Source organism: Acidovorax sp. FHTAMBA (assembly GCF_038958875.1).
Lineage (GTDB): Bacteria > Pseudomonadota > Gammaproteobacteria > Burkholderiales > Burkholderiaceae_C > Acidovorax.
Window position 1 is genome coordinate 3,121,949 of the sequence record NZ_CP152407.1, and the last position, 24,539, is coordinate 3,146,487.

A 24,539-nucleotide genomic window follows, 5' to 3' on the forward strand; every position below is an offset into this window, starting at 1 on the left:
ATGAGCACTCCATGGATCGATGCCAAGGGCATCCACACGTTCTACGGCAGCAGCCACATCCTGCACGGCATTGACTTCACGGTAGGCCAGGGCGAGACGATCGGCCTCATGGGCCGCAACGGCATGGGCAAGAGCACCTTGCTCAAATCGCTTATGGGCCTGGTCAAGCCCCGCTCGGGCAGCGTGGCCGTGGCGGGCCGCGATGTGACGGGCAAGCCGCCCTACGAAGTGGCCCGGCTGGGCATTGCCTACGTGCCCGAGGGCCGGGGTATCTTCGGCAACCTGAGCGTGGTCGAAAACCTGCAGATGGCCGCGCGCGCCGGCACACGCGGCCAGCGCGACTGGACCTACGAGCGTGTACTGGAGACCTTCCCGCGCCTGAAGGAGCGCCTGGGCCACGGTGGCCAGCAGCTCAGCGGGGGCGAGCAACAGATGCTGACCATTGGCCGCGCGCTGATGACCAACCCGGATGTGCTCATCCTCGACGAAGCCACCGAAGGCCTCGCACCGCTGATTGCGCGCGAGATCTGGCGCATCTGCAGCCTCATCAAGGACAGCGGCATCAGCAGCGTGATCGTGGACAAGAACTGGAAGCACGTCACGCAGATCACCGACCGCAATGTCATCCTTGTCAAGGGCCAGGTGGTGTTTGAGGGCAGCTCAGACGCGCTGCTTGCCGAGCCCCAGCTGCTGGAGCAGTACCTCGGTGTATGAATCGGCGGCGGCCCTGCGCGCGCCGATAGAATCGTCCGCTTTCGTCTTCGAGGGGTTCGCCCGTGTCTGATCGCCTGGCAGTTCTGCCGCAATACCTTATGCCCAAGCAGGCACTGACCACCCTGGCGGGCAAGTTTGCGTCGGCCCGCCTCGGGGGCCTCACCACGTCGGTGATCCGCAGGTTTGTCGCTCGCTACAACGTCAACATGGCCGAAGCGGCGAATCCCGACATTGCCAGCTACACGTCGTTCAACGACTTCTTCACGCGGGCGCTCAAGCCAGGCGCCCGCCCGCTGGCCCAGGCCGACCTGATCTGCCCTGTGGACGGCGCCATCAGCCAGTTCGGCCCCATTGCCAAGGACCAGGTCTTCCAGGCCAAGGGGCACACCTACTCCACCACCGCCCTGGTGGGTGGCGATGCGGCCGCCGCAGCCCGTTTTGACAACGGCCACTTCGCCACGCTGTACCTGAGCCCGCGCGACTACCACCGCATCCACATGCCTTGCACAGGCGAGCTCACGCGCATGGTGTATGTGCCGGGCGACCTGTTTTCGGTGAACCCCACCACGGCCCGTGGTGTGCCCGGCCTGTTCGCACGCAATGAGCGCGTGGTGTGCTTTTTTGAATCGGCCCAGGGGCCGTTTGTGCTGGTGCTGGTGGGTGCCACCATTGTGGGCAGCATGGCGACCGTGTGGCATGGGCAGGTGAATCCGCCGCGCACCGGCGTGCTGCGGCAGTGGGACTACGCCAAGGGCCAGGTGAGCCTTCAGCAGGGGCAAGAAATGGGCCGCTTCCTGCTCGGCTCCACCGTGGTGATGCTGTTCCCGCAGGGGCCGCTGCAATTCAACCCGCAATGGGCGCCCACGCGCCCCATCCAGCTGGGTGAAGCCATGGCGCAGCGCGCTGGCGTCTAAAGCTCACGCCTTCAGCGGGGCTGCCCGCCTTCAAAGCCGGTCGGGCGCGCGTGTGAGCTGAAAGGCTGTGGGCGCCACGTGCAGTGCGTCTGGGTGCACGGGGGAATCGTGGCCCACCAGGTACACCATCAGTGCATTGCGGCGCACCACCACATGGCTCACGGTTTCGCGCTGGTGATTCCATTGCACAAAAGCGCCGGGCTTGAACAGGGGCATGTAGTAATAAGCGGTGGGGTCCATGGGGCGCGGCTCCTCCCGCTACAACGGGCCCTTGCGTAAATGCAGGCCCAGACGGCGGTCCATGGTGGACCGACCAAGCCATACTAGCACCGATCCCTCCCGCCGCAGGGTGCCCAACTCAAACTGATTGCGCTGCCGCAAAGGCCATCGCAGCCTCCAACATGCGGCGCAGGTGTGGCTGCACGCCCGCTGCCACCTCGGGCAGGTAGTCAAACGGCAGGGCCTCCTGCATGTAGCTGCACTGCGTCATCTCCAGCTGCACCGCGTGTATGTTCTGCGCGGGGTTCCCATACTGGCGCGTGATGTGCCCGCCCTTGAAGCGGCCGTTGAGCACGGCGGTGTAGCCCCGGGCCTCTTTGGCGATGGTCAGCAGTTCCTGCGCCAGCGCCGGGTCGCAGCTCTCGCCGTTGGCCGTGCCCAGGTTCAGGTCGGGCAGCTTGCCTTCAAAGAAGCGCGGCAGCACCGAGCGGATGGAGTGCGCATCCCACAGCACCGCCACACCATGCTGCGCACGGATGCGGTCCAGCTCTGCACGCAGTTGCGCGTGGTACGGCGCCCAGACGGCATCGCGGCGCGCGGCCACCTCGCCATCATCGGGCACATCGCCCCGGGCATAGATGGGCGTGTCGTCAAACGTATCGACCGGGCACAGGCCGGTGACGCTTTGGCCAGGGTAGAGGCTGGCCCCATCGGGCGGGCGGTTCAGATCGACCACATACCGCGAGTACGTGGCCACGAGGATGGACGCGCCCATGTCCTTGGCAAACGCATAGAGGCGCTCCATGTGCCAGTCGGTGTCAGGTACCTGGCGTGCCTCGTCGGTGAAGCGCGCGGCCAGCGGATGCGGCACATAGGTACCCGCATGGGGCATGGACACCAGCAGCGGCGCGGTACCGGGGTAAAAGACAAAAGGAGGTGGAGAGGTATCGGTCATCACAAGCTCACGGATATGAATTCAATCGGATGCAATGGTGGCCGAGCGCGCCGCTACAAACGCATGGGCCGCCGCATCGTGCAGCGTGTGTCGGCCGCCCGTGATGCGCCGCTGCCCCGCCACCCACACGCTGTCGATGGCCGAGGTGCGGTGGCTGCCAAACACATGGGCCGACAGCATGCTATGCGCAGGCAAATCGCGCAGCGCCACGTGCCGCGCATCCAGCGCCACCAGGTCGGCCTGCTGGCCGACCACCAGGCCTGCCAGCCCACCCATGGCGCGGCCTGCGGCCTGCGCCCCGCCCTGCACGGCCTGCAAGGTCATGGCGGTGGCCACCTCGGGTTGCGCTGCGGCGGCCAGCACATTGCGCTGGCGCAGCGACAGGCGCTGGCCGTACTCGAGCATCAGCAATTCCTCTGCCGCATTCACGCAGGCATGGCTGTCCGAGCCCACGCCCCAGCGCCCGCCGTGCTGCAGCCACAGCGGCATGTCGAAGATGCCGTCACCCAGGTTGGCCTCGGTAGTGGGGCAGATGCCCGCCACGGCGCCCGTGCGCGCTGCGTCCTGGTACTCCTGCGGGGTCATGTGCGTGGCGTGCACCAGGCACCAGCGCTCGTCCACGGGTGCGTGCTCCAGCAGCCACTGCACCGGGCGCTGGCCGCTCCAGGCCACACAATCCTGAACCTCCTGCGTCTGCTCGGCAATGTGGATGTGGATGGGCGCCTGCGCGTTGAGCGCCGTGAGGCCCTGCACGGCAGCCGCCAGGCTGCCGGGCGGCACCGCGCGCAATGAGTGCGGTGCGAGGCCCAAAACGGCCCCTTGCGCTTGAGCAGCGGGCGCAAGGCGCTCCAATAATGAGAGCACGTTGTCGGTGCTGCGAATGAAGCGTGCCTGGTCCGCACGCGGTGGCTTGGCGCCAAAGCCGCTCGTCTGGTACAGCACCGGCAGCAGCGTGATGCCAATGCCCGCACGTTGCGCTGCACGCAGCAGGGCCAGCGACAGCGTGGCGTCATCGGCATAGGGCGTGCCATCCTGGTCATGGTGCACGTAGTGGAACTCGCACACGCTGGTGTAGCCCGCCTCCAGCATCTCCACGTACAGCCAGGTGGCAATGGCCTCCAGCGACTCGGGCGTGATGCGCGCGGCAAAGCGGTACATCAGGTTGCGCCAGCTCCAGAAGCTGTCCTGGCTTTCACCCCGGTATTCGGTCAGGCCCGCAAACGCGCGCTGAAAGGCGTGCGAGTGCAGGTTGGGCATGCCGGGCAGCACGGGGCCCGGGGCCACGGCGGCACCGGCGGGCTGAGCGTTAGGCGTGACGGCAGTGATGCGCCCTGCCCCATCCCAGGTGATCAGCACATTGCGCGCCCAGCCCGTGGGCAGCAAAGCATCTGTGGCGAACAGCTGTTGCGTCATGGCATGACTCCGTGAATGCGCCCTTGCCGCACGATGGTGCAGGTGGGCTTATGGCCCAGCCAGTAGGCCAGCTCGGCCGCCTCGCCCACCGGCCACAGCACAAAGTTGGCGGGCCTCCCGGATGCGAGAAGGCCGTGGGTGCTTTGCAGGCCCAGCGCGCGCGCAGCGTGGGTGGTAATGCCTGCCAGCGCCTCGGGCACCGTCAGGCGGAACAGCGTGCAGGCCATGTTGACCATGAGCAGCAGGCTGAGTGCGGGCGAGGTGCCGGGGTTGTGGTCGGTAGAGACGGCCATGGGCACGCCCGCTGCGCGCAGTGCCGCGATGGGCGGCAGGTGCGTATCGCGCAGCGTGTAGTAGGCGCCGGGCAGCAGCACGGCCACGGTGCCTGAAGCCTTCATCGCAGCGATGCCGTCGGCCGACAGGTGCTCGATGTGGTCGCACGACAGCGCGCCATAGCGCGCGGCCAGCGCCGCCCCCCCCATGTCGGACAGCTGCTCCGCATGCAGTTTGACGGGGATGCCCAGCTTTTGTGCAGCCTGGAACACCTGCTCGGTCTCCGCCAGCGTGAAGGCAATGCGTTCGCAGAACACGTCCACGGCATCGACCAGGCCTTCGGCCGCCAGCGCAGGCAGCATGTCGTTGCAGACGAGGTCGGTGTAGTCCTGACTACCGCCAGGTTTGCCCACGTATTCGGGCGGCAGCGCATGCGCGCCGAGGAAGGTGGTGCGCACCGTCACGCCAAAGGCCTCGCCCAGGCGGCGGGCCACGCGCAGCTGCTTGCGTTCGTGCTCCAGCGCCAGGCCGTAACCCGACTTGATCTCGATGGCGCACACGCCTTCGTCCAGCAGCGCCTGCAGGCGCGGCGCAGCCAGCGCGAAGAGTTCGTCTTCACTGGCCTCGCGCGTGGCGCGCACCGACGACACGATGCCCCCGCCCGCCTTGGCCACCTCTTCATACGTGGCGCCTGCGAGTCGCATCGCAAATTCGTTGGCGCGTTGCCCGCCATAGACCAGGTGCGTGTGGCAATCGACCAGGCCGGGGGTGACCAGGGTACCGCGGCCATCGTGGCGCGGCAGGCCGGCATAGGCGGCTGGCAGAGAGGATTCGGGCCCTGTCCATTGCACGGCTCCGCCCTGCACCACGATGCAGGCGGCATCGCCATCGGCCAGGGGCTGGTCAGGCACCGAGAGTTCGGGCACGAGCCGCACGTCGTACCAGAGGCCGTCGGCGCTGGGGGCTGTGAATGTTGTCATAATCGCTACATAATTGATAGCTGCTAGCGCTTTACAGATAAGCGCTAGAGGCCAATTTCATTCGAATATTCAGGGTGCCCCACGCTCCAGTGCAACAAAGGCCAGCACGGGGTCTGCGCGGCCCGGATCGCGCACAGGCTGCAGGCGTTGCGGCGCGGCGCCCATCCACCAGGCGCCCTGCCCCGCAGTCAACACGCGCGCGGCCGCCTCCGCTTGCACCACCTTCCACTGCCCCTGGAGCACCATGCACAACCCGGCCCACGCCGGCGGCGGCTCATTGCGCAGCACCTGCAATGTGCCCTTGCAGACTCCACGGCGCAGCATGAGGTTGAAATCGGTAGACGTGCCACCCAGCATGGCGCAGTCCACGACCTCATCGCCCGAAAAGGCAAGCGGCTGCCAGCGCTCGGCCAGCGTGTGCTGCCAGCCGCTGCCGGCCAGATGCACACCATCGCCGTCGAGCAACATGATCTGCCGGTCAACGCCCGCAAACGCCGAGAACGGCCCCGGCGCCGCAATGGTGGCAACGCTCACACGCCAGCCAAAGCTGTCCATGCCACCGGCTGCAGCAGACGCGGGCGGCCAGCTGGCCAGCTCGCGGGTACTGCCTCCGCCGTTTCTCCACGGCGTGGCGGGCACAGTGGCGAGGTCGAAAAACTCCAGGGTCATACCAGCACGGGAAAGAGCGGGTGATTCATTTCGGCCCCCGCCGGCAGCTCGTCGGCCAGGCCTGGAAACTCCGGCGAAGTCTTCCACTGCCGGGGCGCGTGGCGAATATCGTCGCCCAGAAAGCGCACCGAGAACACGCGTCGGCGGTTCGGCCCCTCCACCCCGCCCGCCGCGTGCAGCGTGAGCATGTGGAAACACACCACGTCACCGGGCTCGATCTCCCAGCCCACGATGGGGAAGGCGTCGCGGTCGGCCTCGACGTTGGGCAGGTCCTGCAGGCTGCCTTCGGGAAACCACTTGGCCTGGTTGTCCATGAAGGTGCGTGGCATCAGCCACGGCCCTTTGTGCGAACCGGCCACGAATTCGAGCGTGGCGGCACGGGAGACAGGGTCCACCGGAATCCACATGCTCACGTTCTGTTTGCCGTCGATGTTGTAGTACGGCTGGTCCTGATGCCAGGGCGTGCGCTGGCGCGTGCCAGGCTCTTTGACCAGCACATGGTCGTGGTACAGCCGCACGGTGCGGGACTGCATGAGCCGCTGCGCGGCCAGGGCCAGCGGCGTCTCTTGCACAAAGCGGCCAAACTGCGGGATGTCCTGCCAGTTGCAGAAGTCCTCGAAAAATCGGCCGGGGTCGTCCGGGCGGCTGGCTACCTTGGCGCGCGGGCTGGGCGCGGCCAGGTTGGCGTCGATGCCTGCGCGCAGCAGCGCCACTTCATCGGGTGTGAGCAGCTGTTTGATGCAGAGTGCGCCATCGCGGTCAAAGCGGGCGATATCGTCCGCCGTCAGGCGCTGCGCAACCCTTTGCTGCAGGGCTTCTGGTGTGGGAAGCGTCGTCATGGTGGGCTCCACTCAACAAGGTCTCTTCAATACAGGTCAGCGCTGATCACTTCACCATCGGCAGCTTCAGCCCCTGCTTCTTCGCAGTTTCCACGGCCAGTTCATAGCCCGCGTCTGCATGGCGCATCACACCGCTGCCGCAGTCGTTAACCAGCACATTGGCAAGGCGTTGAGCCGCAGCATCGGTGCCGTCAGCCACGATGACCATGCCCGAGTGCTGCGAGTAGCCCATGCCCACGCCGCCGCCGTGGTGCAGGCTGACCCAGGTGGCGCCGCCTGCGGTGTTGAGCAGCGCGTTGAGCAGCGGCCAGTCGCTCACGGCGTCGGTGCCGTCCTTCATGCCTTCGGTCTCACGGTTGGGGCTGGCCACGCTGCCGGTGTCCAGGTGGTCACGGCCGATCACGATGGGGGCCTTCAGTTCGCCGTTTTTCACCATCTCGTTGAAGGCCAGGCCCGCAATGTGGCGCTCGCCCAGGCCCAGCCAGCAGATGCGCGCGGGCAGGCCCTGGAAGGCAATGCGCTCGCCGGCCATGTCGAGCCAGCGGTGCACGTGCTTGTTCTCGGGGAACAGCTCCTTGATCTTGGCGTCGGTCTTGCGGATGTCTTCCGGGTCACCCGACAGCGCCACCCAGCGGAACGGGCCCTTGCCTTCGCAGAACAGCGGGCGGATGTAGGCGGGCACGAAGCCGGGGAAGTCGAACGCGTCCTTCACGCCTTCGTCAAACGCCACCTGGCGGATGTTGTTGCCGTAGTCCACCACCGGGATGCCCATGTGCTGGAAGTCGAGCATGGCCTGCACATGCACGGCGCACGACTTGGCTGCAGCCTTCTTCAGCACTTCGTGCTGCGTCACGTCCTGCTGGGCGGCACGCCATTGCTCCACTGTCCAGCCGCTGGGCAGGTAGCCGTTGACGAGGTCATGCGCGGAGGTCTGGTCGGTCACCAGGTCGGGCTGGACGCCACCTGCCCTGGCGCGCTTGACCAGCTCGGGCAGTACATCGGCCGCATTGCCTAGCAGCGCGATGGAGATGGCCTCCTTGGCCGCCGTGTGCTGCTGGATGAGTTCAATCGCGTGGTCAATGTCGCGCGCCTGCTTGTCGACGTAGCGTGTGCGCAGGCGGAAGTCGATGCTGCTTTGCTGGCATTCGATGTTGAGCGACACCGCGCCCGCAAAGGTAGCGGCCAGCGGCTGCGCGCCGCCCATGCCGCCCAGGCCTGCGGTCAGTATCCACTTGCCTTCCAGCGAGCCGCCGTAGTGTTTGCGCCCGGCTTCTGCAAAGGTTTCATACGTGCCCTGCACGATGCCTTGCGTGCCGATGTAGATCCAGCTGCCCGCCGTCATCTGGCCGTACATGAACAGGCCCTTCTGGTCCAGTTCGCTGAAGTGCTCCCAGTTGGCCCACTTGGGCACCAGGTTGCTGTTGGCCAGCAGCACGCGCGGCGCGTTGGCGTGGGTCTTGAACACGCCCACGGGCTTGCCGGACTGGATGAGCAGGGTCTCGTCGTCGTTCAGGTCCTTGAGCGAGGCGAGGATCTGGTCATAGCATTCCCAGTTGCGCGCGGCACGGCCAATGCCGCCGTACACCACCAGGTCTTGCGGGCGCTCGGCCACCTCGGCGTCCAGGTTGTTCTGGATCATGCGGTAGGCCGCTTCGGTGAGCCAGCTCTTGCAGGTGAGCTCTGTGCCGCGTGGTGCGCGGATCACGCGGCTGGCGTCGTGGCGGGGGTCGGTGTTGGCGGAAGCTGCGGCAGCAATGATGGCGTCGTTGGCGTTCATGGTGGGCTCCTGTGAATAGTGGGTGTGCGTGGAAAAAATCAGGCGAAGCTGGGCAGGCATTGCGTGAGCGCTGCGGGCCATGTGGACTGCTGGGCCCAGGCGCGCATGGCTTCGATGTCGGTGGCAAGGTAACGGTCTTGCTCCAGGTAGGCCACGCGTTGGCGGATGGCAGCGAACTGGTCTTCCACCAAAGGCGATGACTTCAACGCGCGGTCAAATTCCATGCCTTGGGCAGCCGCCATGGCCTCGATGCCCACCATCACGGCCGCATTGCGCACCATGTCACCCAGGCGGCGCGCGCCGTAGGTGGCCATGGAGACATGGTCTTCCTGGTTGGCCGATGTGGGCAGACTGGTCACGCTGCTGGGGTTCGCCAGGCACTGGTTCTCGGCCGCCAGCGCGGCGGCCGTCACCTGCGCGATCATGAAGCCGGAGTTCACGCCGCTGTCGCGGATCAGGAATGCGGGCAGGCCCGACAGGCCCGGGTCCAGCAACAGCGACAGGCGGCGCTCGGAAATGGCGCCGATCTCGGCGACGGCCAACGCAATGATGTCGGCCACAAAGGCCACGGGCTCAGCGTGGAAGTTGCCGCCGGAAATCACGTCGCCGTTGTCGAAAACGAGCGGGTTGTCAGAAGCCGCATTCGCCTCGATGGTCAGCACGCGCGCCGCGTGGTGCAGATTGTCCAGGCACGCACCCATCACCTGCGGCACGCAGCGGATCGAATAAGGGTCTTGCACGCGGCCGCAGTTGGGGTGCGAGGGGTCGATGGCGCTGCCGTCCAGCAGCGCACGCACGGCGGCGGCCACGGCGATCTGCCCGGCCTGGCCGCGTGCTTCGTGGATGCGTGCGTCAAACGGCTTGACCGAACCCTTGATGGCTTCCAGCGACAGGCAACCCGCGACCAGTGCGGCAGCAAACACGCTCTCGGCGCCAAACAAACCGGCCAGCGCGAGCGAGGTGGACACCTGCGTGCCGTTGAGCAGCGCCAGCCCTTCCTTGGGGCCCAGCACAAAGGGCTGCAGGCCAATGGAGCGCATGGCCTCGGCACCCGACACCACCTTGCCGTCCACCTTGGCCTGCCCTTCGCCGATCAGCACACAGGCCAGGTGCGCCAAGGGCGCCAGGTCGCCCGATGCACCCACCGAGCCTTTGGCCGGGATGACAGGAAGCACGTTGGCGTTGGCCAGCGCCAGCAACGCATCCACCAGCTCGGGCCGCACGCCCGAGTGGCCGCGCGCCAGGCTCACGGCCTTGGTCGCGAGGATGAGGCGCACCACATCGTCGGGCAGCGCATCGCCCGTGCCCACGCTGTGCGACAGCACCAAGTTGCGCTGCAGCTCGGCCAGGCGCTCATGGGCGATCTTGGTGCTGGCCAGCTTGCCGAAGCCGGTGTTGATGCCGTAAACCACCTGGTCTTCGTCCACGATGCGCTGCACCGTGGCCAGGGACTTCTGCAAACCCGCGCGGGCCGCCGCGTCCAGCACCAGTTGCACGGGGCCAGCGTGGATGTGGCGCAGCTCGGCCAGCGTGACGCGGCCGGGGTGCAGGGTGATGGGAGATGCGTTCTGTGTCATGGCGTTGATCCTGTATATACAAGTAGGTACAAGCGAAAAATAAACAGCGTTACTTTGTTCTTCAAATCCTGTCAGCCAATCCCGATGCGGGTAGAACTGCCACGGCACCCGCGAGAGACACCGAGCAAGGGCCGCCCCGCAGTGAGGGTGTCGTCCCCCTTGAGGGGGAAGGCGCGAAGCGACTCAGGGGGTGCTTCATATTCAACCGGCGACGGGGTTACCGTCGGCTCGGAAGCGGCTGCCCAGGCGGTAACGGGTGGCGGGGTGCAGGCAGCGCACCACGGTGATCGGTACGCCGCGCGACCAGGTGCGGCGGGTCAGCAGCAGGCAGGGCTCCTGCGGAGACATCTCCAGCAGCGCGGCCTGCTCGGCGGTGGGCATGACGGCGTCGACCACATGCTCGATCTGGTCGAACGGCACGTTGCGCACCAGGTATTCGGAGGGCTGCAGCTGCGTGAAGTCCTGCGCGGCAAACTGGGGCACTTGGCGTGGGTTCACGTGGCGGTCTTCCAGCTGCACGGGCAGGCCGTCTTCGCGGTGGATGCACAGCGAGTGGAACACCGACTCACCCGTGCGCAGGTCCAGCGCGGCGGCCACCTCCAGCGTGGCGGAGGTGCGCTCCACCGTCAGCACGTCGCAGCGGTAGTCGTGCCCGCGCTGGCGGATTTCGCTGGCCAAATTGGCTATCTGCAGCAGCGTGGACTGCGGCTTGTCCTCGGCCACGAAGCTGCCCACACCGGCCACGCGCACGATGCGGCCCTGCTCCACCAGCTCGCGCAGCGCGCGGTTCACCGTCATGCGCGAGATGCCGAACTGGGTGACCAGCTCGTTCTCGGAGGGCAGGCGGTCACCCGCGCGCCAGATGCCTTCCTGGATCTTGCGCGAGATATGGTCCTTGACCTGCTCGTATAGCGCCATGGCCTGCGCAGGCGCCGCCACGGCCGCCACGGCCTTGGCAGGCGTGGCACTGCGGGGTGCAGTGGCGGCGGTGCGGCGGGAAGGACGGGCGCTCATGGTAGGAAGCAGTCAGTCAGGCTCAATGCAGATCCGCAGCCATGGATTCGGCGCGGATCTCCTCCGTCAGGCGCGCCTTGAGGTCCATGAACTCGGGGCTGGTCTTGATCGTGTAATGGCGCGGGTGCGGCAAGTCCACCGCCAGCTCGGTCTTGATGCGGCCCGGCCGGGCGCTGAACACGGCCACGCGGTTGGCCATGAAGATGGCTTCGTCGATGTCGTGGGTCACGAACAGCACCGTCTTGCGCTCGGCCTCCCAGATGCCCAGCAGCAGCTCTTGCATGAGCACGCGGGTCTGGTTGTCGAGCGCGCCGAAGGGCTCGTCCATCAGCAAGATCTTGGGGTCGTTGGCCAGTGCGCGCGCAATGGCGGTGCGCTGCTGCATGCCACCCGACAGCTGCTTGGGAAAGTGCTGCTCAAAGCCACGCAGGCCCACCTTGGCGATGAAGTACGCGGCGCGTTCCTTTTGCTGCGCTTCGGGCATGCCGCGCTCGCGCAGGCCGAAGCGGATGTTCTGCTCGATGGTGAGCCAGGGGAACAGCGTGTAGCTTTGGAACACCATGCCGCGATCGGCACCGGGGCCTTCCACGGGCACCCCATCCAGCAACACGCGGCCGCTGGTGGCGTGGTCCAGCCCCGCGACGATGCGCAGCAGCGTGGACTTGCCGCAGCCCGAGGGGCCGAGGATGGTGACAAAGTCGTTGTCACGCACTTCAAAATCGACGGGCAGCAGGGCCTGCGTGCGCTGGCCCTTGTGCCCCTCAAAGGTGCGCGAGACGGCTTGGATGGATACGCTGCTCATCGCACAAAACTCCAGGCAAACAGACGGTGGTTGAGCGCCTTGAAGGCGAAGTCGGACACCAGCCCGATGAGGCCGATGATGATGATGCCGAAGATGATCTGGCCTGTGTTGAGCAGCGCCTGGCTGTCGGTGATCATGTGGCCAATGCCGGATGACGCGCCGATCAACTCGGCCACGATGATGTACGTCCATGCCCAGCCCAGCACCAGACGCAGGGTTTCCGCAATGTCGGGCGCGGCACCCGGTATGAGCACGCGGCGCACGATGCCGGTGGGTGTCGCGCCCAGCGTGTAGGCGGCCTCCACGAGGTCGCGGCGAGCGTTGCCCACCGTGACGGCCACCATCAGGATGATCTGGAACACCGACCCAATGAAGATGACCAGCAGCTTCTGGAGCTCTCCCAGCCCCGCCCACAGGATCAGCAGCGGAATGAAGGCCGACGCCGGCAGGTAGCGGCAAAACGAGACAAAGGGCTCCAGAAAAGCCTCGACGCCCTTGTGCGCCCCCATGGCAATGCCCAGCGGCACCGCCACGATGGCGGCCATGGTGAACCCGCCCACAACGCGCCACACCGTCATGCCGATGTCGTGGAGAAAGCCAAACTCGGTGAAGAGAAGCCAGCCTTCCTGGACCATGGTGACCGGGCTGGCCAGGAAGGTGGGCGACACAAACCCGCCCAGCGTGAACACGGCCCACGCGGCCACGAACAGCACAAAGAACGCCACTCCGAGCACCCATCTTGTGCGCGTGCTCACAGGCTCCAGCGGCCGCAGCCGGCGCCGCGGTAGCGGCACCGACTCGACCAACGGGGACTGAGCCCCCAGGGTGCGGTTCATACGAAGGATCCTCGAAGTGGCGGGTTGGTGAGAGTGGGGCTCCGGCGGTCAGCCGGTCACTTGATGAAGCTGTCGTCGTACATGGCGGTGTAGTTGTCGGGCAGCTTGCGGATCACGCCAGCTTCCAGCAGGATCGCCGCGGCGTCTTTCATGAACTGCTGCAGTTCGCCCGCAAAGAATTTCTGATTGGCGGCCTTGTCTTGCCAGCGCAGGAAGCTCGATGACTTGGCGAACGCCTCACCCGTCTGCTTGACCGCAGCGCCCATGATCTCGTTGGACTTGGCGGTGTCGGCGCTGATCATTTCGAGGGCCTGGAAGTACGAATCCGCCAGGGCCTTTGCCGCCTTGGGATTGGCCTTGAGCCAATCGGGTGCGCAGCCTACGGTGTCCATGATGTGCGGGAACTCCAGCGTGGTGGCCAAAATCTTGCCGGCGCCGGGGTTGGCACGCACGGTGGAGAGGTAGGGTTCGTACGTGACGGCGGCATCGTTCTGCCCGGCCACAAACGACTGGGCGGCAGGCTGTGGCGCCAGCGTCAGCGTCTTCACATCTTTCACGGTCATGCCATTTTTGGACAGCAGCCACGCCAGCGTGAAATACGAAGCGGTGCCGGGGGCATCCACCGCCACCGTCTTGCCCTTGAGGTCTGCAAACGTCTTGATGTCGTTGCGCACGGCAATACCGTCGGCGCCGTAGGACTTGTCGAGCTGGAAGATCTGGACGATGGGGACACCGTTGGTGTTCCATGCCACGTGTGTCTCGACCGTGGTGGCAGCGCACTGGATGGCTTTGGATGCCAGCGCAAGGTGGCGGTCCTTCTGCGGGATCATCTTGATCTCCACATCCAGGCCGTTCTTCTTGAAGATGCCCGCCTTGTCGGCCAGCGTGAGTGGCGCAAAGCCTGTCCAGCCGGACATGCCCAGCACAATCTTGGTGTCCTGCGCCTGCGCCGGTGTGGCCAAGGCCACCATGCATGCTGTTGCCGCTGCCAGCGAAGTCCATTTCGCAACCGATCGAGTCATCATCTGCTCCTGTGTATGAAGAAAGTACGTTGGCCCACCCATCCGGGGACGCGCCCGCGTCCGGTTGCGATGATGACAGGCGGAGCATACCTGTATATACAGGGTAAACACCAGACCTGCATCCCCTTTGGTGGTGGTTCCCATCTTCAGCAAGATCGGGGCCAGCGGCTCCAAAACGCAGCTGTGCGAGAGGGTTCAGAGGTCGAAAATACTATACAAACAATAGCTGTCAGCGCTTTACAGCAAAGCGCTGGAAGGCAATTTGACCAACATTCTGAATAACCGATGGATTCTGGCCAACCCACCGCAACGTTGCGCTCCATCCCCGCCGCCGCAACTGTCCGGGCCTATCTGCGCACCAACCGGGTGCTACGCCGCGCTCAGCGTGCGCCGTCAAGGGCTGGTTGCTGTACCGCCTCCGAGCACGGCAGGCGCGCAGTAACACACAAGCCCGGCTCCGCATTGCGCACCAGCAAAGTGCCGCCGTGGGCTTGTGCAACCAGGCGACACAGGTACAGACCCAGCCCCACCCCGCCCGTGGTGCGCTGGCGCGATGTATCAGGGCGGTAGAACGCCTCCGCCAGATGCACCAGATGCTCGGGGGGTACGCCAGGGCCGTGGTCCCGCACCTCGATTTCAACCACGCCTTGACTCACCCGCAGTTCAATCTGTGGCGCAGCGGCCGTCGGGTCGCTGTGGCGCAGGCTGTTGTCCAGCAGATTGCGCATCAGCAGTCGCACGCGGGATCGGTCGAGCATGCAGGCGGGCAATGGCGCTGGTACCCGCAATGCGACCGCCGCGGCCCCGGGGTGACGCACCTGCAGGTCTGCCACCACCTCACGCGCCAGTTCGGTCAGATCGGTGGGCTCGCGGTAGAGCGCGGCATGGCGCCCTGCAAGGCGCTCGCTTTCCAGCAGGTCGGTGATAAGCCGGGCCATTTCTCCCAGGTCGCGCATCAGGGCCGAACGCTGGGCCTGCACATCAGCCGACTCGGGCAGCAGTTCGGCGTTGAGGCGCGCGCGTGTGAGAGGGCTGCGCAGCTCGTGGCTCATGGCCAGCAACAGCGCGCGCTTGGCATCCAGCATCTGGTGAATGTCCTCGCCCATGGTGTTGATAGTGCGCGCCAGCTGGCCAAGCTCATCGGGCCTGTGCCCATGGCGCACCGGAATCGGCTCGCCAAAATCCCCATTGCCGAAACGCCGCGCGCCGCGCCGGATGTCATCCAGCGGACGCAGCAGGTGGCGCACGTACACAAAGGCCAGCGCCGTGAGCAAGAGCAGGACTGTGAGCGTGCCCCAGGCGATGCGCGGGCGCTTGTCCCATGAGAGCGCATTGAGCCCGAACTCGATGCGGTGGCCATCGGGCGTGGTGCGCTCCAGCAGTCGATAGCCGGTGTCATCGCGGCTCCAGTGGTCCTGGCGCTGGACCTTGTCGCTCATCCAGTGCGGGCGCGGCTGGCCGGGGTGCGAATCCCATTGGATCTGCGGCCCCTCAATGCGCAGTGTGACGGGCAGCCGATCGGCAATGGCGCGGGCGCGCTCGATGCTGGGCGGGCTGCCGATCTCGGCGGTGAGGCGGTCCACATAGTCCATGAGCAGCGGGCGCGCAGCCTCTTTCCACCCCAGTGCCACCACCTTCTGCATTCCACCCATGAAGGCCACAGCCACCGTCACGGCCAGTGCCATGAACACCAGCACCAGGCGGATGCGCAGCGAATATCCGACAGCGTCGCGCGCCCGCCGGTGCCAGGGGCAGTGCGCATCGCCGCCGGGCGCGGAACCCGAGGACTTCATGGCAAGGCTGCTGCAGAGGGCCCGCCTGCCGCACTGGCAGCCCTGCGCAACGCCAGGGAATAGCCCGCGTTGCGCAGGGTCTTGATGCAGTCCAGCGGCTCGAGCTTTTTGCGCAGGCGGCTGACCACGATGTCCACCGCACGCGTGTACAGCTCGGCATCGTGCCCACGCAGCTGGTTAAGGATGTCATCACGGCTGAACACCCTGCCCGGCTCCCGGGCCAGAAGGTGCAGCAAATCGAACTCGGTACCGGTTAGGTCGAGTACTGCGCCCAGGCGCGTCACACTGCGGCGGGCTGCATCAATGCTCAAGCCATCGAACTCCAGGAGCGCGTCACCCGCACTGGCTGGCGAGCTGGCCCGGCGTCGGCGCAGCACGGTCTGCAACCGGGCCACCAGTTCACGCGGCTCAAACGGCTTGGGCAGGTAGTCATCGGCCCCCAGCTCCAGCCCCACCACGCGGTCCATCACTTCGCCCCGCGCCGTCAGCATCACGACGGGCAGATCGCCCTGTCTGCGTATCGTGCGGCACAGTTCAAACCCGTCCATTTCAGGCAGCATGACATCCAGGATGGCGGCATCAAATCCGCCTGCCGCCAGCTGGGCGAGACCGTCACTCGGTTTAAGGGCATGGACCAATTCCAGCTCGAAACGTCGGAAATAGAGGGCCAGTGGCGGCCCCAGCTGGGCGTCGTCGTCAATAAGCAGGATGCGGTGCATGCGCAATTTTCACACCATCAGATGCCTGCTCCATGCGCCTGGATCCCGCTCCCGCGTGCCCACCCAACAATCGGTGGCGCACGATCAATCGGCGCAGCCGGCCCTGCACCACAGGATGAAGCGCGTCAAAGTGGTCGGCAGCGGCCAGTAGTGCGGGCAACGCCTGTGCAGCGGCCTGCGGCTGCTGCGCGATCAGGCCCAGTGCATGCTCCCGGTCAAAACGCGGCCCCCACACCAGCGACATCAGCTCATCGTGGGGATCAGTTGCCCCGGCCAGCAGCGCAGAACCATGTTGGCGCACGCCCTGCGCGAGGCGATACAGGGGCTCCTGTGAAGGTGACATTGCGCGCATCCGCTTTCAGCCGCGCGCCATCCAGCCCTTGCGCCGCTGCAGAAGCTCTCGCACCTTCTGTTGCTGCTCAGGGTTCAGGCTGTCGTAGAAATCGGCCAGCGCATTGATGAATTCAGGACTATTGGCCTGGACGGCGCGGGTCTTCTCCTCAATCAAGGTCTGTGCCCGTGCGCGATCAAAAGTTGCGCCCGCCATGATCGACTGGATCTCTGTGCGTGGGTTTGCCACTTCGCCGATGAAGGCAGCGCGCTGGGCCTCCAGCTTGTCTGCGAGCGCATGGAGCTTGATGTTTTGCATTTCATTGAGGTCGAGCTTGCTGCTGACGCGGCTCAAGACCTTGCCACGCATCTCCGCCATCTTTTCGGCGCCCATCGGGCCACGGTGATGGTGGCTGCTGGAACACGCGGTCAGGCCGCCAAGGGCGATGGAGGCACCAAAAATGCCGATCAGGGTTTTGTGGATCCAGGGTTTCATGTTGCAGTCCTTTTCATGGATGCTGTGGAACATGAACCTGATGGTGCCAAGACGCACCACAGATGAGGTCTCGGTGCGGTATCGGTTTATTTCGGTTTGTTTCTTACAGGCACAAGATCACAACACATGCCAAAGGCGCAGCAACCGAATCAGCGAACTACGGCAGATAAAACCAACAGACGTTTTGCCAGGTCGGTCGACTCGGTTCGCATCCGGGCAAGGGGGATGGCGCCCACGCTCCAGCCACCGTACCAGATGTTAAAAGCGCTCACTCCCTGTATGCCGCCACCGCTGCCGTACGCTTCGATTGCACCATGGATCTGCGCGTGCACGGTGGGAACGCCCACGAGCAGTTTTCCATCAAAAACTCTGGCCAGATATTGCTGCGCGCCTTCCGGTCGGATATGTAAGGTCAATACCGACATAACCCCGCTATTTGGCAAATGGATTTGTCAAAGGCTGGGCCATCAGCCCATCGCCTGCACGTCCTTATGGTCCAGATCGGTAAACTGAAGTTCCCGCTCTAGCCCGTGGCTGTCATTGCGCCATGCCCGCAGGTCATCAGTTTGCTGGCGTTGCGACGCAATTCCTGCGGGCTGGCCCATCTGTAGAAATGGCGCCCCATTGCCATCTTCGAGATGGTGAGAAATAGGCGGCTGGTAGGAAAACATGTGCAGTCCTCTTAAGGCCAACGTCGAACAATGCGTTCATTGGGGCATGGTGCGAGTCGGTGCGCTGTCGGAACCACGACCACAAGTTTGCAGGAGCCGACCTACACAATTGCGGCAATAGCAAACCTAATTTGCATAAACCCTTGTCGCATTGAACTCATGCCGCCTTCTTCAGTAAGGGGAATTCGACCGAACCGCCCAGAGCATCTCCCTCCCCTGCCAGCAGTCCGATGCACTCCAATGCAGTCGGCGGTTCACACGGCTTTGCGTACACCCGCAACGCAATGTCCTCCGCTGCGGGGGAGAAGTACAACCAGAGGTTGTCGTGCTGCTTGTCATAGCAAGAAAAAAGTGCCCTTCCAGAACCGGGAGGACACATCAGGAATTTCGACATGAACATCTGCTGGATTCGCAGGGCTGGCTCAAAGGCCTCATCGTCGTTGCCAAGCGCCAATTTGTACCAACTGCTCATACGGCCCTTTCATCTGGCGGTGCCAGCTATACAGATGATTCATCGTATTTTTGGAACGCCGCTGGCTCAAGGCTTGTGAGTCGCATCAATTTGTAGGACGATTTCCTACGCGTCAAGGCCGTAACGTGCCCCGGAACGGCAATATCCGAGCACCGCAGCAACGGCATCCGGTTGCAAAGCCATCGACGCGACCCATATTGCCGTGGCTCAATCCCTGTACTGGCACCGGCAACCCTCCCGGAACCCTGGTCCTGAGATTGTGGTAATGAAACGCTGGCTGTTAGTTGCCAATGAAAAAAGCGTTAGCTGCTGGGGAGCGAGCTCCGGTCTGGCACACTTTTTTTACGCCACGTTCGTTACAACGAGACTGACTTCCTCGAGTTCGAACCCAGCAGCGCGCAGCATCTGATGACACTGCTCGGCATAAATCTGGACTTCAAGCCGAACAAACCAGAGAAAACGGAGAACAGAGAGGCGTCGGCGGGGGCAAAAACGCCGCCCTCGCAGGGTGGCGCTCTCAAGGCGATGCCAGGACACGGTCCCAACACTGGGCGAAAGGGCGAAAAAAAACCAACCGAGAAAGGTTGGTTTTTCAAATAGTGGTGGAGCTGGCGGGAATTGAACCCGCGTCCGCAAGCCTTCTTCGGGCAGATCTACATGTTTAGCGATCTGATTTGAGTCTCACCGCCTGTGTCGCGCAGTCGCACGCTACACAGGCCGCCAGCACCCTATTTTCTCGCTCCAACCCAAGGTACCCGGATCAGAGCCAGCCCATGTAATTATCCTTGCAGCCGGGAGGCACTGATTGCTCAGAACCCCCTTGCCCAGCCCATCGGCCAACTGTTGCAAGGCTCACTGGCAATTAAGCAGCGAGTGCGAAACGTTCGTCGTTTGCAGTTAGTTTGTTAAATCGAGATTTACGAGCGTGACTCAAGCTCGACATGCACCACACCGATTCCGAACCCACGTCGAAACCAGGACAGCCCCAGGCCCTGTATTTTAGGCGCTCCCCAGTAATTGCAAGAGCTCTCCAGGAGATTTAATTTCAGCGTGGGCACCCCAGCGCTTCAGGTCGGTTTTGGCCCCCAGGTAACCATACGCTGCCGCCACAGTGCCCATGCCGGCCGCGTGTCCTGCAACGATGTCGCGCTCATCGTCACCTACATAAATGCACTGGGCAGGCTCTAGCTTCAAGCGTGCTGCCGCTTCAAGCAGAGGGGCGGGATGGGGTTTTGCATGGGGTGTGGTGTCGCCGCTAATAACCGTTCCGGCTGTCGCGAACAATGGAATGGAGCGGGTGAGCGGATCGGTGAAGCGGGCAGACTTGTTGGTCACCACCCCCCAAGCGAGATTGCGGCGAAGGATCTCTGCGACCAGCTCATGCACCCCATCAAAGACGCTGGTGCGCTCGGTCATGCATAACTCGTAGTTCATAAAGAACTCTTCGCGCAACGCCACAAACTCAGGATGGTCAGGTTTCATGCCGAATGCCTCGCCCAGCATGCCACGAGCGCCGGCACCCGCCATTGGACGGTAGCGCTCCAGGGGCAAGGAAGGCAAACCCCTGTCGGTGCGCATCTTGTCGGCGGCAGCACCCAGATCTGGGGCACTGTCAATCAGGGTTCCATCCAGATCAAACAATACAGCGCGAACGGCGGAAAACATGGTGTTCATCAAGCGCCACGGCAGGTGGAAAACAGATAGTTGACGCCGGTGTCTCCACTGAGCCAGTAGCGCTGCGTGATGGGGTTGTATTCCAGGCCCCGTGTTTGCTGGACATGCAGGCCAGCACTGCGGCAATGTGCAGCAAGTTCGCTGGGGCGAATCATCTTGGCGTACTCATGGGTTCCGCGCGGCAACATGTTCAGAACGTACTCGGCCCCCACGATCGCAAGCAAAAATGCCTTGGCATTGCGATGGATGGTGGAAAAAAACACCCAACCTCCTGGCTTTACAAGTTCAGAGCACGCACGAACGACCGACGCCGGATCGGGAACGTGCTCCAGCATCTCCATGCATGTCACGGCGTCAAAACTGGCCGGCTGCTCCTTGGCGAGCGCCTCGACACTGATTTCGCGGTACTCGACATTAGCGGTCTGGGCCTCCAGCGCATGTAGCTGGGCTACTCGAAGGGCCTTGGACGCGAGATCGATGCCCAGCACATCCGCTCCCTTGCGAGCCATGGAATCGGCCAGTATTCCGCCTCCGCAGCCCACATCAAGCACACGCTTACCCGCCAAAGAGCACTGAGAGTTGATCCAGTCAAGTCTTAACGGATTGATTTGATGCAGCGGGCGAAACTCGCTTTCGGGATCCCACCAACGGTGCGCCAGCTCTGAAAACTTGGCCAGCTCGGCCGGATCTGCATTGAGGGTGTCAGTCATTCTTCCGATTCTCCATCACGGGACCCTATCGAACAGACGCAGACGCAAAAAAGCCCCGTTACCGGGGCTTTTTTGTGAAGCAATCCGAGGATTACTTGGAAGCGCGGGTACCGACCACTTCGATTTCCACGCGACGGTTCTTCGCACGGCCTTCGGCGGTCTTATTGTCAGCCACAGGTTGCTTTTCGCCCTTGCCTTCGGTGTAGACGCGGTTCTTTTCGATACCCTTGGACACCAGGTAAGCCTTCACAGCTTCGGAACGACGCACCGACAGCTTCTGGTTGTAAGCATCAGAACCCACGGAGTCAGTGTGACCCACGGCGATGATCACTTCCAGGTTGATGTCCTTGACCTTGGAAACCAGGTCATCCAGCTTGGCTTTGCCTTCGGGCTTCAGAACAGACTTGTCGAAGTCAAAGAATGCGTCAGCAGCGTAGGTCACCTTGGTGGCCACAGCGGGCGCTGGTGCAGCTGCGGGCGCAGGAGCAGCAGCCGGAGCTGGAGCTGGAGCAGCAGCGGGTGCAGGAGCGGCAGCAGGAGCTGGTGCAGCAGCGACGATAGCGCCATCACAGCCAGGAGCAGCCGTTGCAGGCGTCCAGTTGGCATTGCGCCAGCAGTATTCATTGGTGCCGTTCTTCCAGACCAGTTGGCCAGAAGCATCTCTCCAGTTGTCAACGGTTTGTGCGCCAGCGGCGGTTGCGAGCGCTGCAGAGGCAAACAACATCGCCACTTTGTTCAGTTTCTTCATGGTTCTCCTCTTGGGGAAAAAGCCGCAGCCGCGCTGCGAATCAGGACGCTTGGGGTGACCATCACCCGAAACGTTCAAACGATTGTGCCATACGTAACAGACCAAAAGCGGCGCAGGGCGCTCCGGCTCCGTAGGACAAATTCGGAATTGCGTCGATATGTTGCGCGGTCGCTACACGGTCTTCGCTCTAAAATGACTGTCCTTCGCCGCCACCGCAGTCCCCCATGACCCAGTTTGCCAAAGAAACCCTGCCGATCAGCCTTGAAGAGGAGATGCGGCGCAGTTACCTCGATTACGCAATGAGCGTGATCGTAGGCCGGGCCCTGCCCGACGCGCGCGACGGTTTGAAGCCGGTGCACCGCCGGGTGCTGTTCGCGATGCACGAGCTCAACAACGACTGGAACCGGCCATACAAGAAATCGGCTCGTATCGTGGGCGACGTGATCGGTAAATACCACCCTCACGGTGACTCGGCCGTATATGACACCATTGTTCGCATGGCCCAGGATTTCTCGCTGCGGCACATGCTGGTGGATGGCCAGGGTAATTTTGGCTCTGTGGATGGTGACAATGCAGCGGCCATGCGATATACGGAAATCCGCCTGGCCAAAATCGCCCACGAAATGCTGGGGGATATTGACAAGGAAACCGTTGATTTCGGCCCCAACTACGACGGGAGTGAAAAAGAACCGCTGGTATTGCCCAGCAAACTCCCGAATCTGCTGGTCAATGGTTCCGCCGGTATCGCCGTGGGCATGGCCACCAATATTCCGCCGCACAACCTCAACGAAGTCGTCGACGGCTGCCTGCACATGCTGCGCAACCCTGAGGCCACGGTCGATGAGCTGATGGAAATCATTCCAGCGCCCGACTTCCCTACGGCTGGCATCATCTACGGCATCAATGGCGTGAAGGACGGCTACCGCACCGGCCGCGGCAAGGTGGTGATGCGCGCCAAGTGCCATTTCGAGGACATCGACCGGGGTCAGCGCCAGGCGATCATCGTGGACGAGCTGCCCTACCAGGTCAACAAGAAGACCCTGCAGGAGCGCATGGCCGAGCTGGTGCACGAGAAGAAGATCGAAGGCATCAGCCACATCCAGGACGAGTCTGACAAGTCGGGTATGCGCCTGGTGATCGAGCTCAAGCGTGGCGAAGTGCCCGAGGTGGTGCTCAACAACCTGTACAAGCAGACGCAGCTGCAAGACACCTTTGGCATGAACATGGTGGCGCTGATAGACGGCCAGCCACGCCTGTGCAATCTGCGCGACCTGATCAGCGTCTTTTTGCAGCACCGCCGCGAGGTGGTGACACGCCGCACGGTGTTCGAGCTGCGCAAGGCACGCGACCGCGGCCACGTGCTCGAAGGCCTGGCCGTGGCCCTGGCCAACATTGACGACTTCATTGCCATCATCCGCAACGCTCCCACCCCGCCCGTGGCCAAGGCCGAGCTGATGACCCGCGCCTGGGACAGCAAGCTGGTGCGCGAGATGCTCACCCGCACGCGTGCCGACGGTGGCGTGATCGACGCCGACGACTATCGCCCCGACGGTCTGGAAAAGGAATTCGGCATGGGCCAGGACGGCCTGTACCGCCTGTCTGAAACCCAGGCGCAAGAAATCCTGCAAATGCGCCTACAGCGCCTGACCGGCCTGGAGCAGGACAAGATCGTCGCCGAGTACAAGGAGGTCATGGCGGTCATCGAAGACCTGCTGGACATCCTGGCAAAGCCCGAGCGCGTCTCCACCATCATTGGCGACGAACTCACCTCCATCAAGCAGGAATTCGGCCAGCACAAGCTAGGCGCTCGCCGCAGCATCGTCGAGTACAGCGCGCAAGACCTGTCCACCGAAGACCTGATCACCCCCACCGACATGGTGGTGACGCTCAGCCACACCGGCTACATCAAGAGCCAGCCCCTGTCCGAATACCGTGCCCAAAAGCGTGGCGGACGCGGCAAGCAGGCCACGGCGACCAAGGAAGACGACTGGATCGACCAGCTCTTCATCGCCAACACGCACGACTACATCCTGTGCTTCTCCAACCGCGGCCGCCTGTACTGGCTCAAGGTTTGGGAAGTGCCGGCCGGCTCGCGCGGATCGCGCGGCCGCCCCATCGTCAACATGTTCCCGTTGCAGGACGGCGAGAAGATCAACGTGGTGCTGCCGCTGACCGGCGACATGCGCACCTTCCCGGCCGACCACTACGTGTTCATGGCCACTAGCATGGGCACCGTGAAGAAGACGGCGCTGGACGAGTTCAGCAACCCGCGCAAGGGCGGCATCATTGCCGTCAACCTGGATGATGGCGATTACCTGATCGGCGCAGCGCTCACGGACGGCAAGCACGACGTAATGCTGTTCAGCGATGGTGGCAAGGCCGTGCGCTTCGACGAAAACGACGTGCGCCCGCTGGGGCGTGCGGCGCGTGGTGTGCGCGGCATGATGCTGGAAGACGGCCAGAGCGTGATCGCGATGCTGGTCGCCGAAGATGAAACGCAAAGTGTGCTCACCGCGACTGAAAACGGCTACGGCAAGCGCACCAGCATCACCGAATACACCCGCCACGGCCGTGGCACCAAGGGGATGATTGCCATCCAGCAGAGCGAGCGCAACGGCAAGGTAGTCGCGGCCACCCTGGTGCATGCCGACGACGAGATCATGCTGATCACCGACAAGGGCGTGCTGGTTCGCACCCGCGTCTCCGAGATCCGTGAACTGGGCCGTGCCACGCAGGGTGTCACGCTGATCGCGCTGGACGAGGGATCCCAGCTGAGCGGCTTGCAGCGCATTGTCGAAAACGATGCCAATGCGGCCGAGGCGGACGGCGAAGACACCAGCGATGGTGGCGTACCGCCTGCGGCAGATGCCACGGACACCCCCGACGCCTGAGCCAAATCCGCGTGTTGCAGCACCGAACGCG

25 protein-coding genes and 1 other RNA gene are annotated in these 24,539 nt (G+C 63.8%); 3 read left to right on the top strand and 23 right to left on the bottom strand.

The genetic code is table 11. The features are described 5' to 3' along the window. Together AAFF19_RS14635 and asd are read left to right on the top strand one after the other, a co-directional pair. A complete protein-coding gene (locus AAFF19_RS14635) occupies positions 1–714 on the top strand; it encodes an ABC transporter ATP-binding protein (protein ID WP_342720464.1) in 714 nt (237 codons plus the stop codon). A 62-nt stretch (positions 715–776) separates the two neighbouring features. Then, a complete protein-coding gene (asd, locus tag AAFF19_RS14640; RefSeq protein WP_342720465.1) occupies positions 777–1,628 on the top strand; it encodes an archaetidylserine decarboxylase in 852 nt (283 codons plus the stop codon). 30 nt (positions 1,629–1,658) lie between these two features. On the opposite strand, the gene AAFF19_RS14645 is transcribed toward asd, so the two are convergent. From AAFF19_RS14645 to ompA, 23 genes are all read right to left on the bottom strand, one after another. Then, positions 1,659–1,868 carry a hypothetical protein gene (locus AAFF19_RS14645; RefSeq protein WP_008905663.1) on the bottom strand — a complete coding sequence of 70 codons (210 nt, stop codon included), beginning with the start codon at positions 1,866–1,868 and terminating at the stop codon, positions 1,659–1,661. A gap of 118 nt (positions 1,869–1,986) precedes the next feature. Continuing rightward, positions 1,987–2,802 carry an N-formylglutamate deformylase gene (hutG, locus tag AAFF19_RS14650; protein WP_342720466.1) on the bottom strand — a complete coding sequence of 272 codons (816 nt, stop codon included), beginning with the start codon at positions 2,800–2,802 and terminating at the stop codon, positions 1,987–1,989. A 21-nt stretch (positions 2,803–2,823) separates the two neighbouring features. Next, a complete protein-coding gene (locus AAFF19_RS14655) occupies positions 2,824–4,215 on the bottom strand; it encodes a formimidoylglutamate deiminase (protein WP_342720467.1) in 1,392 nt (463 codons plus the stop codon). Beyond that, positions 4,212–5,468, bottom strand: coding sequence for an imidazolonepropionase (gene hutI / locus AAFF19_RS14660; protein ID WP_342720468.1), 1,257 nt, complete (start codon positions 5,466–5,468; stop codon positions 4,212–4,214). Before hutI ends, AAFF19_RS14655 begins: the two co-directional genes overlap by 4 nt. Positions 5,469–5,537: 69 nt before the next feature. Next, complete coding sequence (locus AAFF19_RS14665; RefSeq protein WP_342720469.1) at positions 5,538–6,137, bottom strand: HutD family protein; 600 nt, start codon at positions 6,135–6,137, stop codon at positions 5,538–5,540. Then, positions 6,134–6,976 carry a phytanoyl-CoA dioxygenase family protein gene (locus tag AAFF19_RS14670; protein ID WP_342720470.1) on the bottom strand — a complete coding sequence of 281 codons (843 nt, stop codon included), beginning with the start codon at positions 6,974–6,976 and terminating at the stop codon, positions 6,134–6,136. The genes AAFF19_RS14665 and AAFF19_RS14670 overlap by 4 nt, the downstream gene beginning before the upstream one ends. Before the next feature lie 46 nt (positions 6,977–7,022). After that, positions 7,023–8,753 carry a urocanate hydratase gene (gene hutU / locus AAFF19_RS14675; RefSeq protein ID WP_342720471.1) on the bottom strand — a complete coding sequence of 577 codons (1,731 nt, stop codon included), beginning with the start codon at positions 8,751–8,753 and terminating at the stop codon, positions 7,023–7,025. A 38-nt stretch (positions 8,754–8,791) separates the two neighbouring features. Further along, positions 8,792–10,330 carry a histidine ammonia-lyase gene (hutH, locus tag AAFF19_RS14680; RefSeq protein WP_342720472.1) on the bottom strand — a complete coding sequence of 513 codons (1,539 nt, stop codon included), beginning with the start codon at positions 10,328–10,330 and terminating at the stop codon, positions 8,792–8,794. Positions 10,331–10,531: 201 nt separating this feature from the next. Then, entirely contained in the window at positions 10,532–11,344 is an 813-nt protein-coding gene (gene hutC, locus AAFF19_RS14685; RefSeq protein ID WP_342720473.1) for a histidine utilization repressor, read from the bottom strand. A gap of 22 nt (positions 11,345–11,366) precedes the next feature. Continuing rightward, the gene (locus AAFF19_RS14690) at positions 11,367–12,146 is read right to left on the bottom strand and encodes an ABC transporter ATP-binding protein (protein WP_060986337.1); all 780 of its coding nucleotides are present in this window, start codon (positions 12,144–12,146) and stop codon (positions 11,367–11,369) included. Continuing rightward, positions 12,143–12,982 carry an ABC transporter permease gene (locus AAFF19_RS14695; protein ID WP_342720474.1) on the bottom strand — a complete coding sequence of 280 codons (840 nt, stop codon included), beginning with the start codon at positions 12,980–12,982 and terminating at the stop codon, positions 12,143–12,145. The genes AAFF19_RS14690 and AAFF19_RS14695 overlap by 4 nt, the downstream gene beginning before the upstream one ends. A 56-nt stretch (positions 12,983–13,038) precedes the next feature. After that, positions 13,039–14,004: an ABC transporter substrate-binding protein gene (locus AAFF19_RS14700; protein ID WP_342720475.1), complete on the bottom strand. Its 966-nt coding sequence runs from the start codon at positions 14,002–14,004 to the stop codon at positions 13,039–13,041. Positions 14,005–14,384: 380 nt separating this feature from the next. Then, positions 14,385–15,797, bottom strand: coding sequence for a HAMP domain-containing sensor histidine kinase (locus tag AAFF19_RS14705; protein WP_342720476.1), 1,413 nt, complete (start codon positions 15,795–15,797; stop codon positions 14,385–14,387). Further along, complete coding sequence (locus AAFF19_RS14710; RefSeq protein ID WP_182118542.1) at positions 15,794–16,516, bottom strand: response regulator transcription factor; 723 nt, start codon at positions 16,514–16,516, stop codon at positions 15,794–15,796. Before AAFF19_RS14710 ends, AAFF19_RS14705 begins: the two co-directional genes overlap by 4 nt. Then, positions 16,494–16,859: a hypothetical protein gene (locus AAFF19_RS14715; protein ID WP_246330727.1), complete on the bottom strand. Its 366-nt coding sequence runs from the start codon at positions 16,857–16,859 to the stop codon at positions 16,494–16,496. The genes AAFF19_RS14710 and AAFF19_RS14715 overlap by 23 nt, the downstream gene beginning before the upstream one ends. Positions 16,860–16,874: 15 nt before the next feature. After that, positions 16,875–17,342, bottom strand: coding sequence for a Spy/CpxP family protein refolding chaperone (locus AAFF19_RS14720; protein ID WP_342721861.1), 468 nt, complete (start codon positions 17,340–17,342; stop codon positions 16,875–16,877). Positions 17,343–17,491: 149 nt separating this feature from the next. After that, positions 17,492–17,767 carry a hypothetical protein gene (locus AAFF19_RS14725; RefSeq protein WP_246330726.1) on the bottom strand — a complete coding sequence of 92 codons (276 nt, stop codon included), beginning with the start codon at positions 17,765–17,767 and terminating at the stop codon, positions 17,492–17,494. A gap of 42 nt (positions 17,768–17,809) precedes the next feature. Continuing rightward, positions 17,810–18,013: a hypothetical protein gene (locus AAFF19_RS14730; protein ID WP_182118539.1), complete on the bottom strand. Its 204-nt coding sequence runs from the start codon at positions 18,011–18,013 to the stop codon at positions 17,810–17,812. A gap of 157 nt (positions 18,014–18,170) precedes the next feature. Continuing rightward, positions 18,171–18,485 carry a hypothetical protein gene (locus AAFF19_RS14735; protein WP_182118538.1) on the bottom strand — a complete coding sequence of 105 codons (315 nt, stop codon included), beginning with the start codon at positions 18,483–18,485 and terminating at the stop codon, positions 18,171–18,173. Between the two features lie 600 nt (positions 18,486–19,085). Beyond that, positions 19,086–19,472: a transfer-messenger RNA gene (gene ssrA / locus AAFF19_RS14740) on the bottom strand. Positions 19,473–19,484: 12 nt separating this feature from the next. Further along, positions 19,485–20,150, bottom strand: a complete 666-nt coding sequence (locus AAFF19_RS14745; protein ID WP_182118645.1) for an HAD-IA family hydrolase — start codon at positions 20,148–20,150, stop codon at positions 19,485–19,487. A gap of 8 nt (positions 20,151–20,158) precedes the next feature. Then, positions 20,159–20,869: a bifunctional 2-polyprenyl-6-hydroxyphenol methylase/3-demethylubiquinol 3-O-methyltransferase UbiG gene (ubiG, locus tag AAFF19_RS14750; protein WP_182118537.1), complete on the bottom strand. Its 711-nt coding sequence runs from the start codon at positions 20,867–20,869 to the stop codon at positions 20,159–20,161. A gap of 91 nt (positions 20,870–20,960) precedes the next feature. Continuing rightward, entirely contained in the window at positions 20,961–21,617 is a 657-nt protein-coding gene (ompA, locus tag AAFF19_RS14755; protein WP_342720477.1) for an outer membrane protein OmpA, read from the bottom strand. Positions 21,618–21,841: 224 nt separating this feature from the next. Here ompA and gyrA point away from each other — a divergent pair, with 224 nt between their 5' ends. Further along, positions 21,842–24,508, top strand: coding sequence for a DNA gyrase subunit A (gyrA, locus tag AAFF19_RS14760; protein ID WP_182118535.1), 2,667 nt, complete (start codon positions 21,842–21,844; stop codon positions 24,506–24,508). Positions 24,509–24,539 lie beyond the last annotated feature (31 nt).